This window comes from Providencia sp. PROV114 (genome assembly GCF_032704305.1).
Taxonomy (GTDB): Bacteria; Pseudomonadota; Gammaproteobacteria; order Enterobacterales; family Enterobacteriaceae; genus Providencia; species Providencia rettgeri.
The window spans coordinates 3,805,376-3,819,990 of the sequence record NZ_CP120528.1 but is presented as its reverse complement, the minus strand read 5'-3'; the positions used below and the strand labels follow the sequence as shown (position 1 = coordinate 3,819,990).

13 protein-coding genes are annotated in these 14,615 nt (G+C 37.9%); 1 reads left to right on the top strand and 12 read right to left on the bottom strand.

The window, feature by feature from the left end; genetic code table 11:
* Nucleotides 1–32: 32 nt before the first annotated feature.
* From P3L37_RS17155 to P3L37_RS17140, 4 genes are all read right to left on the bottom strand, one after another.
* Nucleotides 33–1,016, bottom strand: a complete 984-nt coding sequence (locus P3L37_RS17155; RefSeq protein WP_109912770.1) for a PfkB family carbohydrate kinase — start codon at nt 1,014–1,016, stop codon at nt 33–35.
* Complete coding sequence (locus P3L37_RS17150) at nt 1,003–2,022, bottom strand: ADP-ribosylglycohydrolase family protein (protein ID WP_004907711.1); 1,020 nt, start codon at nt 2,020–2,022, stop codon at nt 1,003–1,005. Before P3L37_RS17150 ends, P3L37_RS17155 begins: the two co-directional genes overlap by 14 nt.
* Nucleotides 2,023–2,107: 85 nt before the next feature.
* On the bottom strand, nt 2,108–3,379 hold the full coding sequence (locus P3L37_RS17145) for a nucleoside permease (RefSeq protein WP_004907714.1): 1,272 nt from the start codon (nt 3,377–3,379) through the stop codon (nt 2,108–2,110).
* Between the two features lie 309 nt (nt 3,380–3,688).
* Nucleotides 3,689–5,095 carry a cytochrome-c peroxidase gene (locus P3L37_RS17140; RefSeq protein WP_109912769.1) on the bottom strand — a complete coding sequence of 469 codons (1,407 nt, stop codon included), beginning with the start codon at nt 5,093–5,095 and terminating at the stop codon, nt 3,689–3,691.
* Nucleotides 5,096–5,675: 580 nt separating this feature from the next.
* On the opposite strand from P3L37_RS17140, the gene P3L37_RS17135 reads away from it, so the two are divergent.
* Nucleotides 5,676–7,418 (top strand): lysophospholipid acyltransferase family protein, encoded by a 1,743-nt coding sequence (locus P3L37_RS17135; protein WP_272667417.1) that lies wholly within the window; start codon nt 5,676–5,678, stop codon nt 7,416–7,418.
* Between the two features lie 133 nt (nt 7,419–7,551).
* On the opposite strand, the gene P3L37_RS17130 is transcribed toward P3L37_RS17135, so the two are convergent.
* From P3L37_RS17130 to P3L37_RS17095, 8 genes are all read right to left on the bottom strand, one after another.
* Complete coding sequence (locus tag P3L37_RS17130; protein ID WP_109912767.1) at nt 7,552–8,397, bottom strand: hypothetical protein; 846 nt, start codon at nt 8,395–8,397, stop codon at nt 7,552–7,554.
* 38 nt (nt 8,398–8,435) lie between these two features.
* Entirely contained in the window at nt 8,436–8,900 is a 465-nt protein-coding gene (locus P3L37_RS17125; RefSeq protein ID WP_227024194.1) for a fimbrial protein, read from the bottom strand.
* 77 nt (nt 8,901–8,977) lie between these two features.
* Nucleotides 8,978–9,493 carry a fimbrial protein gene (locus P3L37_RS17120; protein WP_110731623.1) on the bottom strand — a complete coding sequence of 172 codons (516 nt, stop codon included), beginning with the start codon at nt 9,491–9,493 and terminating at the stop codon, nt 8,978–8,980.
* The gene (locus P3L37_RS17115; protein WP_227024195.1) at nt 9,493–9,975 is read right to left on the bottom strand and encodes a fimbrial protein; all 483 of its coding nucleotides are present in this window, start codon (nt 9,973–9,975) and stop codon (nt 9,493–9,495) included. Before P3L37_RS17115 ends, P3L37_RS17120 begins: the two co-directional genes overlap by 1 nt.
* A 13-nt stretch (nt 9,976–9,988) precedes the next feature.
* Nucleotides 9,989–10,504 (bottom strand): fimbrial protein, encoded by a 516-nt coding sequence (locus P3L37_RS17110; RefSeq protein ID WP_227024196.1) that lies wholly within the window; start codon nt 10,502–10,504, stop codon nt 9,989–9,991.
* 9 nt (nt 10,505–10,513) lie between these two features.
* The gene (locus P3L37_RS17105) at nt 10,514–11,116 is read right to left on the bottom strand and encodes a fimbrial protein (RefSeq protein WP_110731624.1); all 603 of its coding nucleotides are present in this window, start codon (nt 11,114–11,116) and stop codon (nt 10,514–10,516) included.
* 30 nt (nt 11,117–11,146) lie between these two features.
* Nucleotides 11,147–11,935, bottom strand: a complete 789-nt coding sequence (locus tag P3L37_RS17100) for a fimbria/pilus periplasmic chaperone (protein WP_110731625.1) — start codon at nt 11,933–11,935, stop codon at nt 11,147–11,149.
* A gap of 105 nt (nt 11,936–12,040) precedes the next feature.
* Nucleotides 12,041–14,563, bottom strand: coding sequence for an outer membrane usher protein (locus P3L37_RS17095; RefSeq protein WP_162598846.1), 2,523 nt, complete (start codon nt 14,561–14,563; stop codon nt 12,041–12,043).
* Nucleotides 14,564–14,615: the final 52 nt, after the last annotated feature.

Genomic DNA, 14,615 nt, shown 5'->3' with positions numbered 1-14,615 from the left:
AAAAGAGGCTAGGCCTCTTTTTTCTCTGATGATTAATATTGCTGTAAATATGCGGTGAGTTGCTCAGACGAAGGCGCACAATCCCCTCCGCGATGGCTAACTACATAGGATGCGACAGCATTTCCGAGTAACACGGCGTCTTCTAGTGCCCAGCCGGACGCCAATGCCGCAATCACGCCTCCTGCATGGCTATCTCCTGCTCCAATGGTATCGACAACGGTGGTTTCAAATGGTGCCACCCAGCCTGATGAACGACCACTTTCTTGAAAGAACGCGCCTTCTTTGTCGACTCTAACAATCACGGGAACTAAAAATTGAGAATGCCAAATATTGGCTAATGCTTCTGTATCCATTCCTTGATGCGCGATATCAGGGAATAATGTGACGATATGTTCGACTTCTTGGCGGTTCAACGAAATGATTGGTTTTAAAGCCATTAATCGTAATAATTGTGTTTTCGAAAGGTCGGCGATCCGAGGGCCAAAATCGATAAATAAAGTGACGTTATCGGAGAGCGACTCCAGCCATGAAAGTAGAGTTTCGCCACATTTTGCGGCTAGTTGGTAGCCAGAAAGATAGATGATAGTGTTAGATGTAATTCGCAATTCATCTAGGGTTTGGCGTTCCCATTGGTTTTCTACACCGCTAATTGAAAGAAATGTCCTTTCTCCATCGGGTTCAACCAAGGCTAAACACCAGCCATTATCACCTTTATTCGTTTCTATAACGGAACTCACACCTTTTTTATTGAGTTGGTTGCGGATGATATCTGCCCATACACCTTGCCCAATAGGTAATGCATTGAGAGACTGGATACCAAGACGCTGCAAGGCCACCGCAATATTCAGAGCACATCCACCGATATTGACACTCTGCTGGTGCAATTCGATATCACTTCCGCGATAAGGCAGTGAATATGCATCTGCAATCACATCAATAACGGCAGCGCCAATCAGGCAGACAGGACGATGCTCCGCTTGCAATGGAAGATGGGCAATAAGTTCAGCAGTTTTCATAAGCTTTTTCTCTTGCAGTTCTCAATGCCATAAAGGCTTGGCTATACTGTGTAAAATCAAGTTGATTCACATCATCTAATTGTTTTTTGAGCTGTTTATCGATGGCATCAACGCCATGGAGGGCGCCACAAATGGCGGTGGCCATTGCCCCTATGGTATCGGTATCTCCCCCTAAATTAGCACACAGAATGGCACAGCGGTTGGGATCAGTTTCCGCTAATTCAACCATAGCAATGGCGGCAGGAACTGACTCAATAGTGCTCGTACCAGCGCCAACGAGTTGATAAAGCTGTTCCATTGCTTGCTCGGCGCCAATCGTGTTTTTCACCGTGTGTAAAGCAAGTTCAATACGTGCAGCTATTGATGGGCTAAAGGTTGTGACATGCTTTTCTTGTGCTAGCTTCGCAATAGCAGGTAATTGGTCGCGAATTTGCGGCCAATTTTCGCCATCTATCGCTTTAGAAATTGCCCAAGCAATAGCGACCGCCCCCGCAATTGCCACATCCGATTTATGCGTTGGCGATGAGGCGAGTGTAATTTCATCAATAAATTCATCAATAGAATGAGTTGGCAGCAAACAACCGAGTGGGGAAACTCGCATTGCGGCACCATTTGTCATGCCATTGTTTTCTAACTGAGAAATCGGAGTCCCTTGTTTTATTGCCTTTAATGCAATTTTAGAGGTCGGCCCTAAGACATTTTTATTAAAGGCATCAAATTGCTCTGCCCATTTTAAAATATTACGGCCAATAAGTTCAGGACTCACTTTGCCATCACATTCTATAATCGCGTCCGCAAGTGCGAGCGCCATTGAGGTATCATCTGTAAATTCTGCCGTATTGAAGTAGCAAGCTGCATTATTTTCTTTTGGCCCAGGTAAGAAGCGGTCTATCCAACCAAAATGTGCTTTAACACGAGAGCGAGGCCATAATTCAGAAGGCATTCCCATTGCATCACCTAAGGCTTGGCCATAAAACGTGCCTAAAATACGGTTCTCTTTGTTCATTATAATTCCTTCAATTTTGGCTAAAAACAGCGCCCTTATGTGTTGGCAGTCGGTCAATAAAGGCGTTTAATTAATGATTGCTTAACTAATTGGATGTGGGTTTTATGCCACTTTTATTAATATCAATTTCTTGAATATCACGGCTCGACTCTTTAAACATCAACATGAAAACAACCGTGATTACGACGATCATAGCAGCGCCGAAGCCCCACATACCGGCCCAGTTAAAGGTCTGGCCGTTGACAGGTTCACCGTAAGAAAAAAGTTTTTCCATCATTTGCCCACCTAGGCTATAACCCAGTAAGCTACCAAAGCCTTGGCAACAGAGAGTAATTAAGCCTTGAGCCGCTGTTCGCATATGCACAGGCGTCTTTTTGTCGACATAAATATATGCGGTGACATAGTAAAAATCGTAGCTAACACCGTGTAATAAAATACCGAGGAAGAGTAATCCGTAGGTGAATAGGTGGTCTGCATCGCCATAGATAAAGAAAGCATAACGGATAGCTGCAGTGATTAAACCAAGAAGTAATACCTTTTTGATACCAAAACGTTTAGTAAAGAAGGGCAAAGCAAGCATGAAGAAGATTTCAGAGAATTGCCCCAAGGTCATCCATCCGGTGGCATTTTTCATCCCAACTTCAGTAAGGTAGCCGTTAGCAAAAATATAGTAAAAAGCTAAAGGCATGGCGAAGAGGAATGAACACACGAAAAATACTAAGAAATTACGGTCTCTTAACAGCACAATGGCATCCAATCCGAGCATGACTTTAATACTCATTTTGCCAGTTCCTTTTGGTGGGGTGTCTGGCAAGAAATAGGTAAAAAAGCCCAGTAAAGCGGAGCTAGCGGCTGTCACTAAGAGCGGGATATTAGTCGCAGAAATATCACCAAAGCCCATCATGGAAGGTAAAAATCCACATGCAATGCCTGATGCAATCCAGCCGATAGTCCCCATTACACGAATACGAGGATAGTCACGTTCCACATCTTCCACATTGGAAAAAGCGATACTATTGGTGAGCGCAATGGTTGGCATATAAGTCAATGCATACGCCAAGAGTAGAGGGAAAAAGCTAGAAAATTCAGTTTGCTGAGCTGCGAAAAACATAAAGACTGCCCCTGCAAACATCAGTACCGCCAGGACTTTTTGCGCGGCAAAAAATCGGTCAGTAATTGAGCCTACAAGGATGGGAGAGATAATTGCAGCAATGGCTGTACAGGCGTAAGACCATGCTATTTGAGAAGGGGTGAAGCCACTTTTATTCAAAAATAGCCATAAGGGAACAAACCAAGCCCCCCATATAAACCATTCAATGAACATCATGAATGAGAGTTTTGCTGTTGTTTTTTTCATCTTTCATTCCTTTATACGGCTAATTATAGGTATTGTAGGGTACAGCAATGACAATACCACTTAATAATACCTTTTAAATACCATTCAATGAAAACTTTGAGCTAGTTAACATTGTTTCGTATAAATTGGGAAACTGGGATCGTTTAAGTAATAACACAGTGGGAAAGAGATACGCGATAACGTGAATTGCTTTGAATATAGATTAAGTCGGGGTTGTAGGTAGCCTATACGGCAGTTTTAAATAAAAAAATAGCACCGCTATTATTTGAGCGGTGCTATTGGTTTTTCATATCAATTAGCTATTGATATTTACTGTTGTGATTCACCTTGTTGTACATATGGTGTATACACACCCGTTAAGCTTTCAAGAAAGGCAACAATGTCGTCGACATCTTTTTGTGGCAGTTCTTTACCGACTTGATAACGCAGCATCAGTTTCACTGCTTCATCTAAGGTAGCCACATCTCCACGGTGGAAGTATGGCGCGGTTAGCTCGACATTACGTAGTGTTGGGACTTTTTGGCGTAACTTATCGCGCTCATCAGAGGTGACATTCATGCGACCAATATCTTGTGCGGTAATTTCACCGAACTCATAGTCTTTTTTCAGGCCCAGAGGTTCGAAGGAACGACCACCTAAGATCACGCCACCATGGCAGGTTGCACATTTGTTCTCTTTAAATAACTGGTAACCATGGAGCTGTTGTGCGGTTAATGCAGTTTTGTCGCCTCTTAACCAATTATCAAACGGAGAGTCTGGGGTGATTAAGGTTTTTTCGAACTCAGCAATCGCATCTGTGATGGTGTCACCCGTAAACCCTTCTGGGTAAACTGCATTAAAATCTTGTTTTAAGACAGGGTCTTTATCCAATTTTTCAATGATTTCATCCCATGATTTTGATGCCATTTCGATAGGATTTAATGGTGGGCCACCGGCTTGCGCTTGTAAATCAGGTGCTCTACCATCCCAAAATTGCTCGACATTAAATACAGAGTTAAACACCGTTGGCGCATTGATTGGGCCTACTGCGCCACCAACACCAATTGATGTTTTACGGCCATCAACACCACCTGCATTGAGTGCGTGGCAGTGCGCACAAGAAATCGTGCTATCCCCTGACAGGCGCGCATCATGATACAAGCGGAAACCTAATGCGACTTTTGCATCATCAACATCCAGTGATTTTGGAATTGGTTGAATTGGTTCGTTACGGTGCTCAGCAGCGGTATCTTGGCTGGCATAGTGCTCTTCTCGCTGTTTAGCTATCCAATTCAAAAGGCTATTACGCTCTTCATCACTGACGCTACTTGCCCAATGAAGTGCAACATAACGAGTTGGCGGCATGGTGTGGTTCTGCATAACCCACTCAATTTTATTTAATTCACTTTGTGGTACAGGTTCTCCTGCGATGAGTGCAGCGCGAGCAGCCTCAAGGTTGAATGATTTATAACCTAGCTGAATATCGTATTCCATCAGTTGCTTAGCAATGGGGAACGATGCGTAGGCAGGTAAATCAGTTGACGGCGTGTGACAGTAATCGCATCCCTTTTCAGCGAAGAATTTGAGAACTTGATTATTTTCTGCAATTTTAGATGTCTGAATGTCATTATTTTCTCTTCGTTGATTATCGTGATACCACACATATCCAGATAACCCAAAATAACCGAGTAAAAGCAAAAATATGACAGCGACCGTAATGCGAGTAAGTTTTTTCATTACACTATCCTGGAAAGATTGCGGTCAAATATATTTAAATATTTTTTAATTAATATAATTCTACAGCCGGACTATCATGTATAAATAAGGTCGAGAGGTTCTTGATTTTTATCAATGATGGCCATCGGTTTAAGCAATTGCTGAAATAAGATTTGCCTATCAATAAGAAAAAAGTTAAAAATTAAACTTATAATTAATTTTTATTTAATTGAATTTAAAGGGTATTGTTTGTTTCTGATCTTATTGTAATAAATTTTTAGTTCAATTTAATTGGTGGGTATTTATAAATAATAAATTCTGAATTATTCAAATAAATTAAGTAAAACTAATCAAAAAATTTAGTTTTATACTTTTTTAATTGTTGTGGAATAAATGCATATTATAAAATGAGTAAAATATAAATTATTCAAGAAAGCAATATTCGGAAAAATTATTGATTTTAGATAACTATAATATTAGTAAATGAAAAGTAATGATCTACATCATCATTTTTGTGCTTTCACCATTTTGTCATAAAATAAACATATTGTTGTTATGAGTCTGACTTAAGTTCGTCGTAACTCAGTTAGGAGATAGCATTATGTTTAGTGTCGATACCCTGCTGCACGATATTTTTCCTCATCAAACACCAGGCAAATGGAAACGTCGTTTATTAAAAAAGCTGCTGTTTGAACAAGAATTTCACCAATTTGCCCAAGATTATCCGCACTTAAAGGGCTTGGATCTTATTGAACAAATCATGGAGTTCTTTGATATTTCTTGCGAAATGGTTGAGGGAGACTTAGAAAATATTCCAACTCAAGGTCCTGTTGTCTTAGTTGCTAACCACCCGATAGGCTCACTCGATGGTCTTGCACTATTACGTGCAGTTGCTGCCGTTCGTCCTGATGTCAAAATCGTGGCAAATCAGTTCCTCAATTATATAGAGCCACTAAAAAGCTTATTTATTTCAGTGGACAACATGAATAACCGAACCAGTCGGCAGCAAGTTGAAGCAATACAACGGCATTTGGACAAACAAGGGGCATTAATTGTGTTTCCTGCGGGTGAAGTCTCTCGGTTTGGCCGTAAAGGGGTTCGTGATGGCCACTGGCGTACAGGTTTTTTGCGTTTAGCCGCAAAGGCCAGAGCGCCTATTGTCCCCATTCATATTCAAGGGCGAAATAGCCATTTATTCTATTTAACCTCGTTGGTTTACAAGCCGTTATCGACTTTAATGTTAGTCAGGGAAATGTTTAAGCAGCGAGGAAAAAGATTAAAAATTCGTATTGGTGGCAGCATCCCATTTATTCATTGGCATGATGTCCATACAGCGGCTCATGAGCTAGCAGGGCGCTTTCGTCGCCATGTCTATTTGTTGGGAAAAGGTAAGGAAGGGCTATTTACCAGCGAATCACCAATTGCTTTACCAGAAGACAGAATTGAATTAAAAAAAGCGTTGGTGGCATGTGAGCGGCTAGGAACATCCCCTGATGGGAAAGCGATTTACCTTTATCACCGAAACCAAGAAGTAAGGTCGCCGATTTTGCGAGAAATAGGGCGATTACGCGAAATTGCATTTCGTGCTGTAGGGGAAGGCTCAGGTAAGCGCCGTGATTTAGACAGCTATGATAACGATTATTATCATCTGGTATTATGGGATGAAAGTGAACTTGATATTGTAGGGGCTTATCGGTTTATACCCACTAAAAAGCAAATTGAGACCAAAGGTTTGCAGGGTATTTACAGCTCTAGCTTATTTCATTATGACCAAGCCATGATGCCAATATTAGCGCAAGGTATTGAGCTTGGTCGGAGCTTTATTCAGCCTAAATATTGGGGAAAACGGGGTTTAGATTATTTATGGTTAGGTATTGGCGCGTATTTGGCGAAATACCCACAATATCGCTATCTTTTTGGTCCTGTATCTATGTCTGGCTCAATGCCGATTGCGGCGCGTGACTTACTGATTACTTTTTATCGGCTCTATTTTTCGGCGCAACACAGCATTGCACAGTCACATCAGCCGTATCCAGCTTCTTTGCCACAGGTATTAGCCCAATTTTCAGGGGGCAATTACCACGAAGATTTAGTTAAATTGAAAAGCTTACTCAATAACATTGGCTGTTCAATTCCGACGCTTTATAAGCAATATACTGAATTATGCGAGCCGGGTGGCGTACAGTTTATGGATTTCGGTACAGACCCCGCATTCAATGATTGTATCGATGGCTTGGTACTGGTGGACTTAACCAAATTAAAAACCGCACGTTATCAGCGATATATAGGGGTACATTTGGTTTCACAAGAAGAGTATAAAGGGCAAGTGGAAGAGGGGGACTAACCCTCTTTCACTATTGGGCCATTAAGGTACAGGAACGGCTTTGCTTTTATAGGTAACTATCAGTTAATAAAGTTATTATTGGCAGTTCTTGCTGTGCTTTATTTATTTAACATTCATATTAGTAATGTGTTTGCTAATTGAAAGAAAACAAAATAACTGCATTAGCGTTAAACTTACCTGCAGATGTGAACTTACCTGTTGTGGTTGCCTTAAAATTAAGTGGTGCTATTTGCCCTCTAGCAACGCTCTTATTATTGATATCCAGTGAAACTTGATTGACTGAAATATCAACAGGAAGATTACTTAAATAGGGAGTAGCTAATAAGCTAGCCCTTATATCAACAATATTGGTGCAGCTAAAAGCCCCTGTAGCTTCTCCAGACCAAGAGCCATTTTGGCCACTAACTGCGGAACCCAGATCAATACTCGTAGGGAAGCTAAAATTACAAGAAGTGTTTGATGGCGGTACTACCCCACAGGCAGCACTAGGCAATAAAGTGCCATAAGAAGTTCCCCAAGTTGAGATTTGAAAAACTTGGAACCCGTAACAAACCGATGAGAAGTCTGTATTTGGATAATTACCCCACATGCCAGTAACTGTTTGTGTATTGGCGGTGCCGTATTGTAGTTTCCAAGCATTAAAAGCATCCAGTGCCGTCCCATTATTGCGGATGATGACTTTTTGTTGCATGCCATAGGGTAAATTTATACCTCCAAATGTTTTAGGATCAGCGCTAGATCCCCGGTAATCATATGGGCCAACGGTTACAACACAACCTGATGGATTAAAGCAAATGACACTATTGCTATCTTCATTAGGCCATCCCCATTGAATAGTAACATCATTACCATTTCTTTGAGTAAATGCGCCCCAACTTACAGAATAAGCATTTATATTATAAATAAAGATTGATACAGTAATAAAAATTATTTTTATTACTGTAGCTTTATAATCGCGAATTATTGCTGAGATTTTCATTTTTGAATACCTATGATTTAAATGTAGCTTTTATACTTTTAGTTGTATTCTAAAAAGAATGTTAACGTTGATATAAATGTTCCATATGAAATTGTTTTATTTGCTAATGCAGAATGCTCTCCTTGGATAAAGGCTTTAAGTTTTATTTCGTTATTACCTGCTGACAATTTTTGTGTGTGATCTTTTTTGTTTATATCGATTTTTTCTCCAGTATCTGTTTCTAAACCAATAGCAATACCATTAGCTTGGCTTGCTGGGTCTAGTGCAAGATATCCAGGTAAAAAAGAGTTTTCATTGCCATTAAATGAAGCATTAATTTCACGACCTAAAGATAAGTCACAGTTAATTAATCGAATACTAAATGATTCACTTAGCGTGCGGCTATTTAAATAAAGATATTTATCTGCGATTGTTCCGAAATCTAATGTAATTAGTTCATCTCCGGGATATAGGTCACAAGTATCTTCAACAAATATACCATCAAAATTAATTGTTTCGGCCATAGATGGTAAGGAGTAGCATATAAATACTGTTAAAAATAATAAATTATAATATTTTATTGTCGAGAACATCATAATTCCTATTGAAATGTAATGGTTAATGTCGCTGTAGCATTGAATGTGTCTCCAATAAGTTTAGTTCCTGCTTTTTTGACAATAACAGCGGATAAAGCGGGTAATGTCTTTTGATCAATTACAAATGCTTTATTTAAAGTGATAGGTTGTCCATCCTTTTGAATTTGGATACCTACATTATTTCCATTTTGATCAGATTTAACTTGCAGTGTTGCATCATCAAAACCTGCACCTGCTGCTATACCAGATAATGTTAAAGAGATATTCCAAGGTTGTGTTAGATCGCCATCGCAAATAAGTTCATAAGGAATTTTTTCCTTATAGTGTATTCCATCAACCTTATTAACACCGACTTTACCAAATGAAACTTTGATAGGATCGCTATGACTTAATCGACATTTTGGCGGTATAATTAACGAACCATCAAATCCCCAATTAGCATAGGTTATATTTGCTAAGAATATTAAAAGAAAACAACATATCTGATACTGAATTTTATTATTTATTGAGTTGTTTTTCATTATTGATAGTCCACATTAAGAGTTGCTAGTGCAGTGAAATCTCCGCCATCGGAACCATCAAAACTTGTTGCAACATTTTGTACAGGACTAACCTCTAATGATGGTAATTCTAAATAATTAAAATTTATTTTTTTATTAATATCTTGTTTTATACCATTAATATAGAAGCTTAATCCTAGCTTTGGGTTACTGGTCTTGAGAATGCCATTATTAAAATTACTAGGGTCACCTTGAATACTTAACGTTAGGTTATTCATGGCTAAATTAGTGCAAGTTAATTCAAAAGGTAATTTATGCTTATAATTTACTCCATCAATCCTGCTTAATAAGATATCTCCAAAATGAATCATTGATTTTTGACTGTTATTTAAAATGCATTCAGGAGGCGTGATAATTAGATTTCCATTAAACTCCACAGTGAGTGAAGATGAATAAGAAAAAGCACTAAAAACTATTAATATATATAAAAATTTAATTTTCATATTGGCTCTTAATTTATTGATATTCAATTGTCATAATCATTTCTGCATTAAAATCCCCAGCGTCACTTAGCATTGAACCACTTGGTTTTATGGGAACAGCATAAATAGAGGGCATAGCACCATAAATAAAATGAATATTTGAATTGTTGGATACTATATTATTATCTTGATAAATGGCGATACCAAGGTTATCTCTATTCGTTTTTATTGCATCAACACCATTAACTCTAAAGTTAGTCCAACTCAATTTCATTTTTAATAGATTAGTAGATAAATTTGTGCATTGTAAATTGTAGTTAACATTCGTTTTTTTATATGATGCCCCATCGATTAAATCTTGCTGGACATCGCCAAAGTCAACATTTAATGTATTTCCTCCTACAAAACTACAATTAGGGGGTTCTATGACTGTAATTGTTAAACCAATAGAAGCCATTGAAGCGCTGGCTGTATTAAAACATATTAATATAGAAATAATGCTAATAAAAACCTGCGATTTAAATAATAGGTATTGATATGATGGTTTCATATTTTTATCCTAGTCATAGACTAATTGGAATCTTATATTTGCTTGATAGTTACCAGCATTAAAATGACTATTAATTCTCACCGGAGTAATGTAATAGGTTAATTTATTATTGCCCATTGATAATAGTTTTGGCCTAGTAAAAACACCTGGTTTAATTTTTTTAAAATTTTCATCATTTAACTCAAGAGCAATGCCTTCAGCACCATTTACTTTTATTAATTTGCTATCTGTATTATCTGATACAGCAAGAAAACGAATTCTTACGGCTGGTATGTCAGAGCTCCAAGTTATATTACCTTGTTGATCATGATTACGACTTTCACTCCTTAAACAATCTTCTAATTGAATATTAAAAGGAACAGGTGTGCCTTTATGCCCTAGAAATTTAAATGCTGAAGAACTATTTGTGCCCAAATCTACTGTTTGAAATGCAGATTGCGTGGCTAATCTACATGCACTTTCGGTAAGCACACCTCTAACCTGTAAAACACCATTGGCACCATCAACATCCCAATTATCAACTTTACCAATATCAGTAGCTAATGTCTGAAAGGCAAGTGTACTGAAAATAATCCCTATTAAAGGAGCGCTATAACTCACTATTTTACTCATACCTTCCTCTATTACTATTTGATAGATAGATTATTTATTACTTGGAGATACCTTGCATTCATTTGCTTGGCAGTTAAAACTAAGATTAGGACGGCCACCATAGTCATTGATATATGTTAGTACTGGGGTATTACCTAATGTTGCAACATCGACACCTAACGGCTGGCTATTTTTGGGAGCGATCATAATTGGCTCGAAGCCTTTTACGGTATCACCTTTAATTTTCTTTGCTGCATCAATAATGGTTATATAATAAGGCGTCGGATTAAATGCAATATATTTGCCGCCTTGCTGTTTTAAAACCAATTTTTCTTGCCATGGGTTATCGATATCATTCTTAGTTGGAATGATAGGTGTTGGCCTATAAAAAAGTTTTATTCGTGTTTGTAATGCAAGTTGCAACGTATTTGCTTTATCACTTCTCGGTGGAATCTCACGTAAATTAAAATAATATACTGACTCAATATCTTGCGGTAATTTTTCTATGCTAGCTAAGGGTTGAATTCTTATTTGACTTTTATCTCCAGGCTCAACACGTTGTACTGGAGGTAAAACAGTAAATGGATCATTAATTTTTTCACCCTGTGCATTTTCAATCCAACCTTGAGCAAGATAAGGTAATGTTTTATTTTCATTACTAATATTCAGGCTAATCGATTTCTCATTACCATTAATAATTGCACGAGTGCGATCTAAGGAGATAGCCGCATTTGCTGTCGATATACTCATCAAAAAAATAGTTGCCAATATAACTTTATAACTATTAACTAATTTTTGGTTAGGATGGGTATCCTTTTTATTTATATTTAATTTTTTCATAAACGATATAATCTCTTTAAGTTTAATTTGATAAAATTTATTATTGCTTACTTTATTGGTTTAAATAACTAGCATTAATGGTTTTATAATGACATGTGTGAAATGTTATTTTATACATGGTAATAGTAATGTATTTGCTAAATTTATTTCTGATGAAACACTATCCGGTAATGTTATATTGCACTGTATTTCATTATCCCAAGAAATATTCAATTTTTCTTTAGGATTTAAACCTGATAAATAAACGCTACCTTCATCACTAATTATTCCAACTTGCTGTTTACGTGCATTTAATACAATAGCGCCAAATGGAGGAGCACTATTATCCGATAAACGAATAGTCGCCATTGCGCTGTTACCTGTTATAACATCAAACTGGCGATAGCCAATAGCGCCTTCTGTCAATGTCCCTTGTTTTACAGAATGGGTAATTTCTGCCTTATTAGGTAAAAGATTCAAATCCACATTAATATTGCTACGGTAATAGCTATTAACATCAGCAATGACAGCTTTGCCAAAATAATTTGACCGTGTCACAATTCCATTACCACGCAAAGGGATGTTCGGGACACCACTGGTGTCAACAAAAACACGCGAAGCACCCAATTGGTTACTTCTATGGAGTGCTACCCCATGTTGTGTTGCCGTTAATCCACCTTGTATTGATAGCCCGGCGGAACGGTAACGATTCTGTTGGTATGTCGCATTTGCATTAACCTGAGCCATATCACCTTGATATGTATAGTACCCGCCAATAATTGCTCCTGACCGTGCGACCCCAGTATTAATTTGGTAGTTACTACGCTCATTAATGCGGTCATAATAATTTATATTCTGCGTTGTATTACTTTTATCCCAGCTACTGTTAAAACTGACTGTAGAGGTTTCACCCCAAGGCACAGATAACGCAATATAAACGCCATCATCATTTGTGTTTTGGTAGCTAGTACGGAATGCTGTCAAGTTAACGCTTAAATTTTTAAATTTTCCGAGATCAAAATATTTAGCTAATGATAAACTATAGCGGTTATTATCGGGTTGATTCCAATATGTCTGGTGGTAAAAATTTAAGTATGTGCTCAATCCACTGTCGCTAAACTGTTGATTATAAGAAATGGTATACATCTCTTTGCTATTATATTGTCGAACGCCACTCATTTTTGCATTGAGGTATTCAGACATACTCATAAAGTCTTTTTCTGAAAAACGATAACCCGCAAAGGTAACTTGGCTGTTAAAATATTCAAAACGCTTTGAATAACTCAATCTATAAGAGTTTCCGTTATAACTCGTTTCGTTATTTGAAGTGATTTCTTTAATTTTTGCATGTGTTCTTGTCGCATCAAATGAAAGAGCTCCAAATTGCATGAGATCGCGACCAATTCCCAACGTTGCTGAGATATATTTTTGTGAAGCAATCGTGCCACCATATAAAGACCAACCATTATTAATTCCCCACGAATACTCGCCGCTAGCGAAATTATCACCATTAATTCGATGATTGGAATCACTAGGTCGCCCTGCAGCAATTTTATAACGAACTTGCCCTGGTCGAGTAAGGTAGGGAATACTCGAGGTATTTACTGTAAAAGTTTGCGTTTTACCATTTTGTTCCTCTACTCTTACATCTAATTCACCCGATAAAGCATCATTGAGATCTTGAATGCGAAAGGGGCCAGCAGCAACTTGAGTTTGGTAAATAGTGCGGCCTTGTTGGCTAATAATAACGGTTGCATTACTATTGGCCACTCCTGTAACTTCAGGAGCATATCCCCTTAAATTGGGGGGCAACATATTAATATCAGTAACTAAACTGAGCCCTGTGAATCTAAAACTGTCGAAAATATCGGAATTTAAATAAGATTCACCAAATGTTAGCTTTGCTCCTAATGATTTGATATCCCGAAAAATATAAAAACGATTCCAATCAAAAGAATGTGTTGACTCAGAAGATGGACGCTTCTCAAACCGCGTTTGCCAATCAGCTCTGAATCTCCATGGACCTAAATTTATTCCTGCCACTCCGTTACCATTAGTGGTATAGCTTGTACTTTGGTGACTACGTATCTGTTGATTCGCTTGCGCGTTTAGATTGTAATCAAATAAAGCTCCCGATATACCATCTTCCCAACGAGTGGGTGGATCCCAATTATCTGCTGTATATTCTAAATAGGCTTGAGGAATATTAATATATAGCGTTGATGTCGATAAATCGGCCTTTGTAGTTGCACCAGATAAGCTGTTTAAATCTAGGCAGGAGTCATTATGCCACCAGGTCAACGATGATAATATTTTGGGCTTTAGTCCAAACTTATCAACTAAGCTGGGATCTAAACATACTTTACTGTCATCAATATCTTCATCTGAGTTATAATAAAAAATACTTTGCTCAGATAATATATTCTTGTTTACATGAACACTAAAAGTGTATTCTCCTGGCATAAAATAACCAGTTTTAGAGAAACGGCTTAGATCAATATTAGCACGATCATTTATATCTAAAATATCTGTATTAAATTCTATATTAGTAGAGGCGAATCCAGTATTACAGATGATAGTTATCATGCCAGCTAATATATATAATCGATTAGCTGATGATAATTTAATATGGATTTTATGATGCGCCATTATACTTGACCTTATTCAAACTCATTTATAATAAGAGAAGGTGTCTCCTATT

What these genes read in the sequence shown, in the direction of transcription:
- P3L37_RS17155 (WP_109912770.1), bottom strand. Translation starts at nt 1,016, where the DNA reads ATGAAAACTGCTGAACTTATTGCCCATCTTCCATTGCAAGCGGAGCAT.
- P3L37_RS17150 (WP_004907711.1), bottom strand. Translation starts at nt 2,022, where the DNA reads ATGAACAAAGAGAACCGTATTTTAGGCACGTTTTATGGCCAAGCCTTA.
- P3L37_RS17145 (WP_004907714.1), bottom strand. Translation starts at nt 3,379, where the DNA reads ATGAAAAAAACAACAGCAAAACTCTCATTCATGATGTTCATTGAATGG.
- P3L37_RS17140 (WP_109912769.1), bottom strand. Translation starts at nt 5,095, where the DNA reads ATGAAAAAACTTACTCGCATTACGGTCGCTGTCATATTTTTGCTTTTA.
- P3L37_RS17135 (WP_272667417.1), top strand. Translation starts at nt 5,676, where the DNA reads ATGTTTAGTGTCGATACCCTGCTGCACGATATTTTTCCTCATCAAACA.
- P3L37_RS17130 (WP_109912767.1), bottom strand. Translation starts at nt 8,397, where the DNA reads ATGAAAATCTCAGCAATAATTCGCGATTATAAAGCTACAGTAATAAAA.
- P3L37_RS17125 (WP_227024194.1), bottom strand. Translation starts at nt 8,900, where the DNA reads ATGGCCGAAACAATTAATTTTGATGGTATATTTGTTGAAGATACTTGT.
- P3L37_RS17120 (WP_110731623.1), bottom strand. Translation starts at nt 9,493, where the DNA reads ATGAAAAACAACTCAATAAATAATAAAATTCAGTATCAGATATGTTGT.
- P3L37_RS17115 (WP_227024195.1), bottom strand. Translation starts at nt 9,975, where the DNA reads ATGAAAATTAAATTTTTATATATATTAATAGTTTTTAGTGCTTTTTCT.
- P3L37_RS17110 (WP_227024196.1), bottom strand. Translation starts at nt 10,504, where the DNA reads ATGAAACCATCATATCAATACCTATTATTTAAATCGCAGGTTTTTATT.
- P3L37_RS17105 (WP_110731624.1), bottom strand. Translation starts at nt 11,116, where the DNA reads ATGAGTAAAATAGTGAGTTATAGCGCTCCTTTAATAGGGATTATTTTC.
- P3L37_RS17100 (WP_110731625.1), bottom strand. Translation starts at nt 11,935, where the DNA reads ATGAAAAAATTAAATATAAATAAAAAGGATACCCATCCTAACCAAAAA.
- P3L37_RS17095 (WP_162598846.1), bottom strand. Translation starts at nt 14,563, where the DNA reads ATGGCGCATCATAAAATCCATATTAAATTATCATCAGCTAATCGATTA.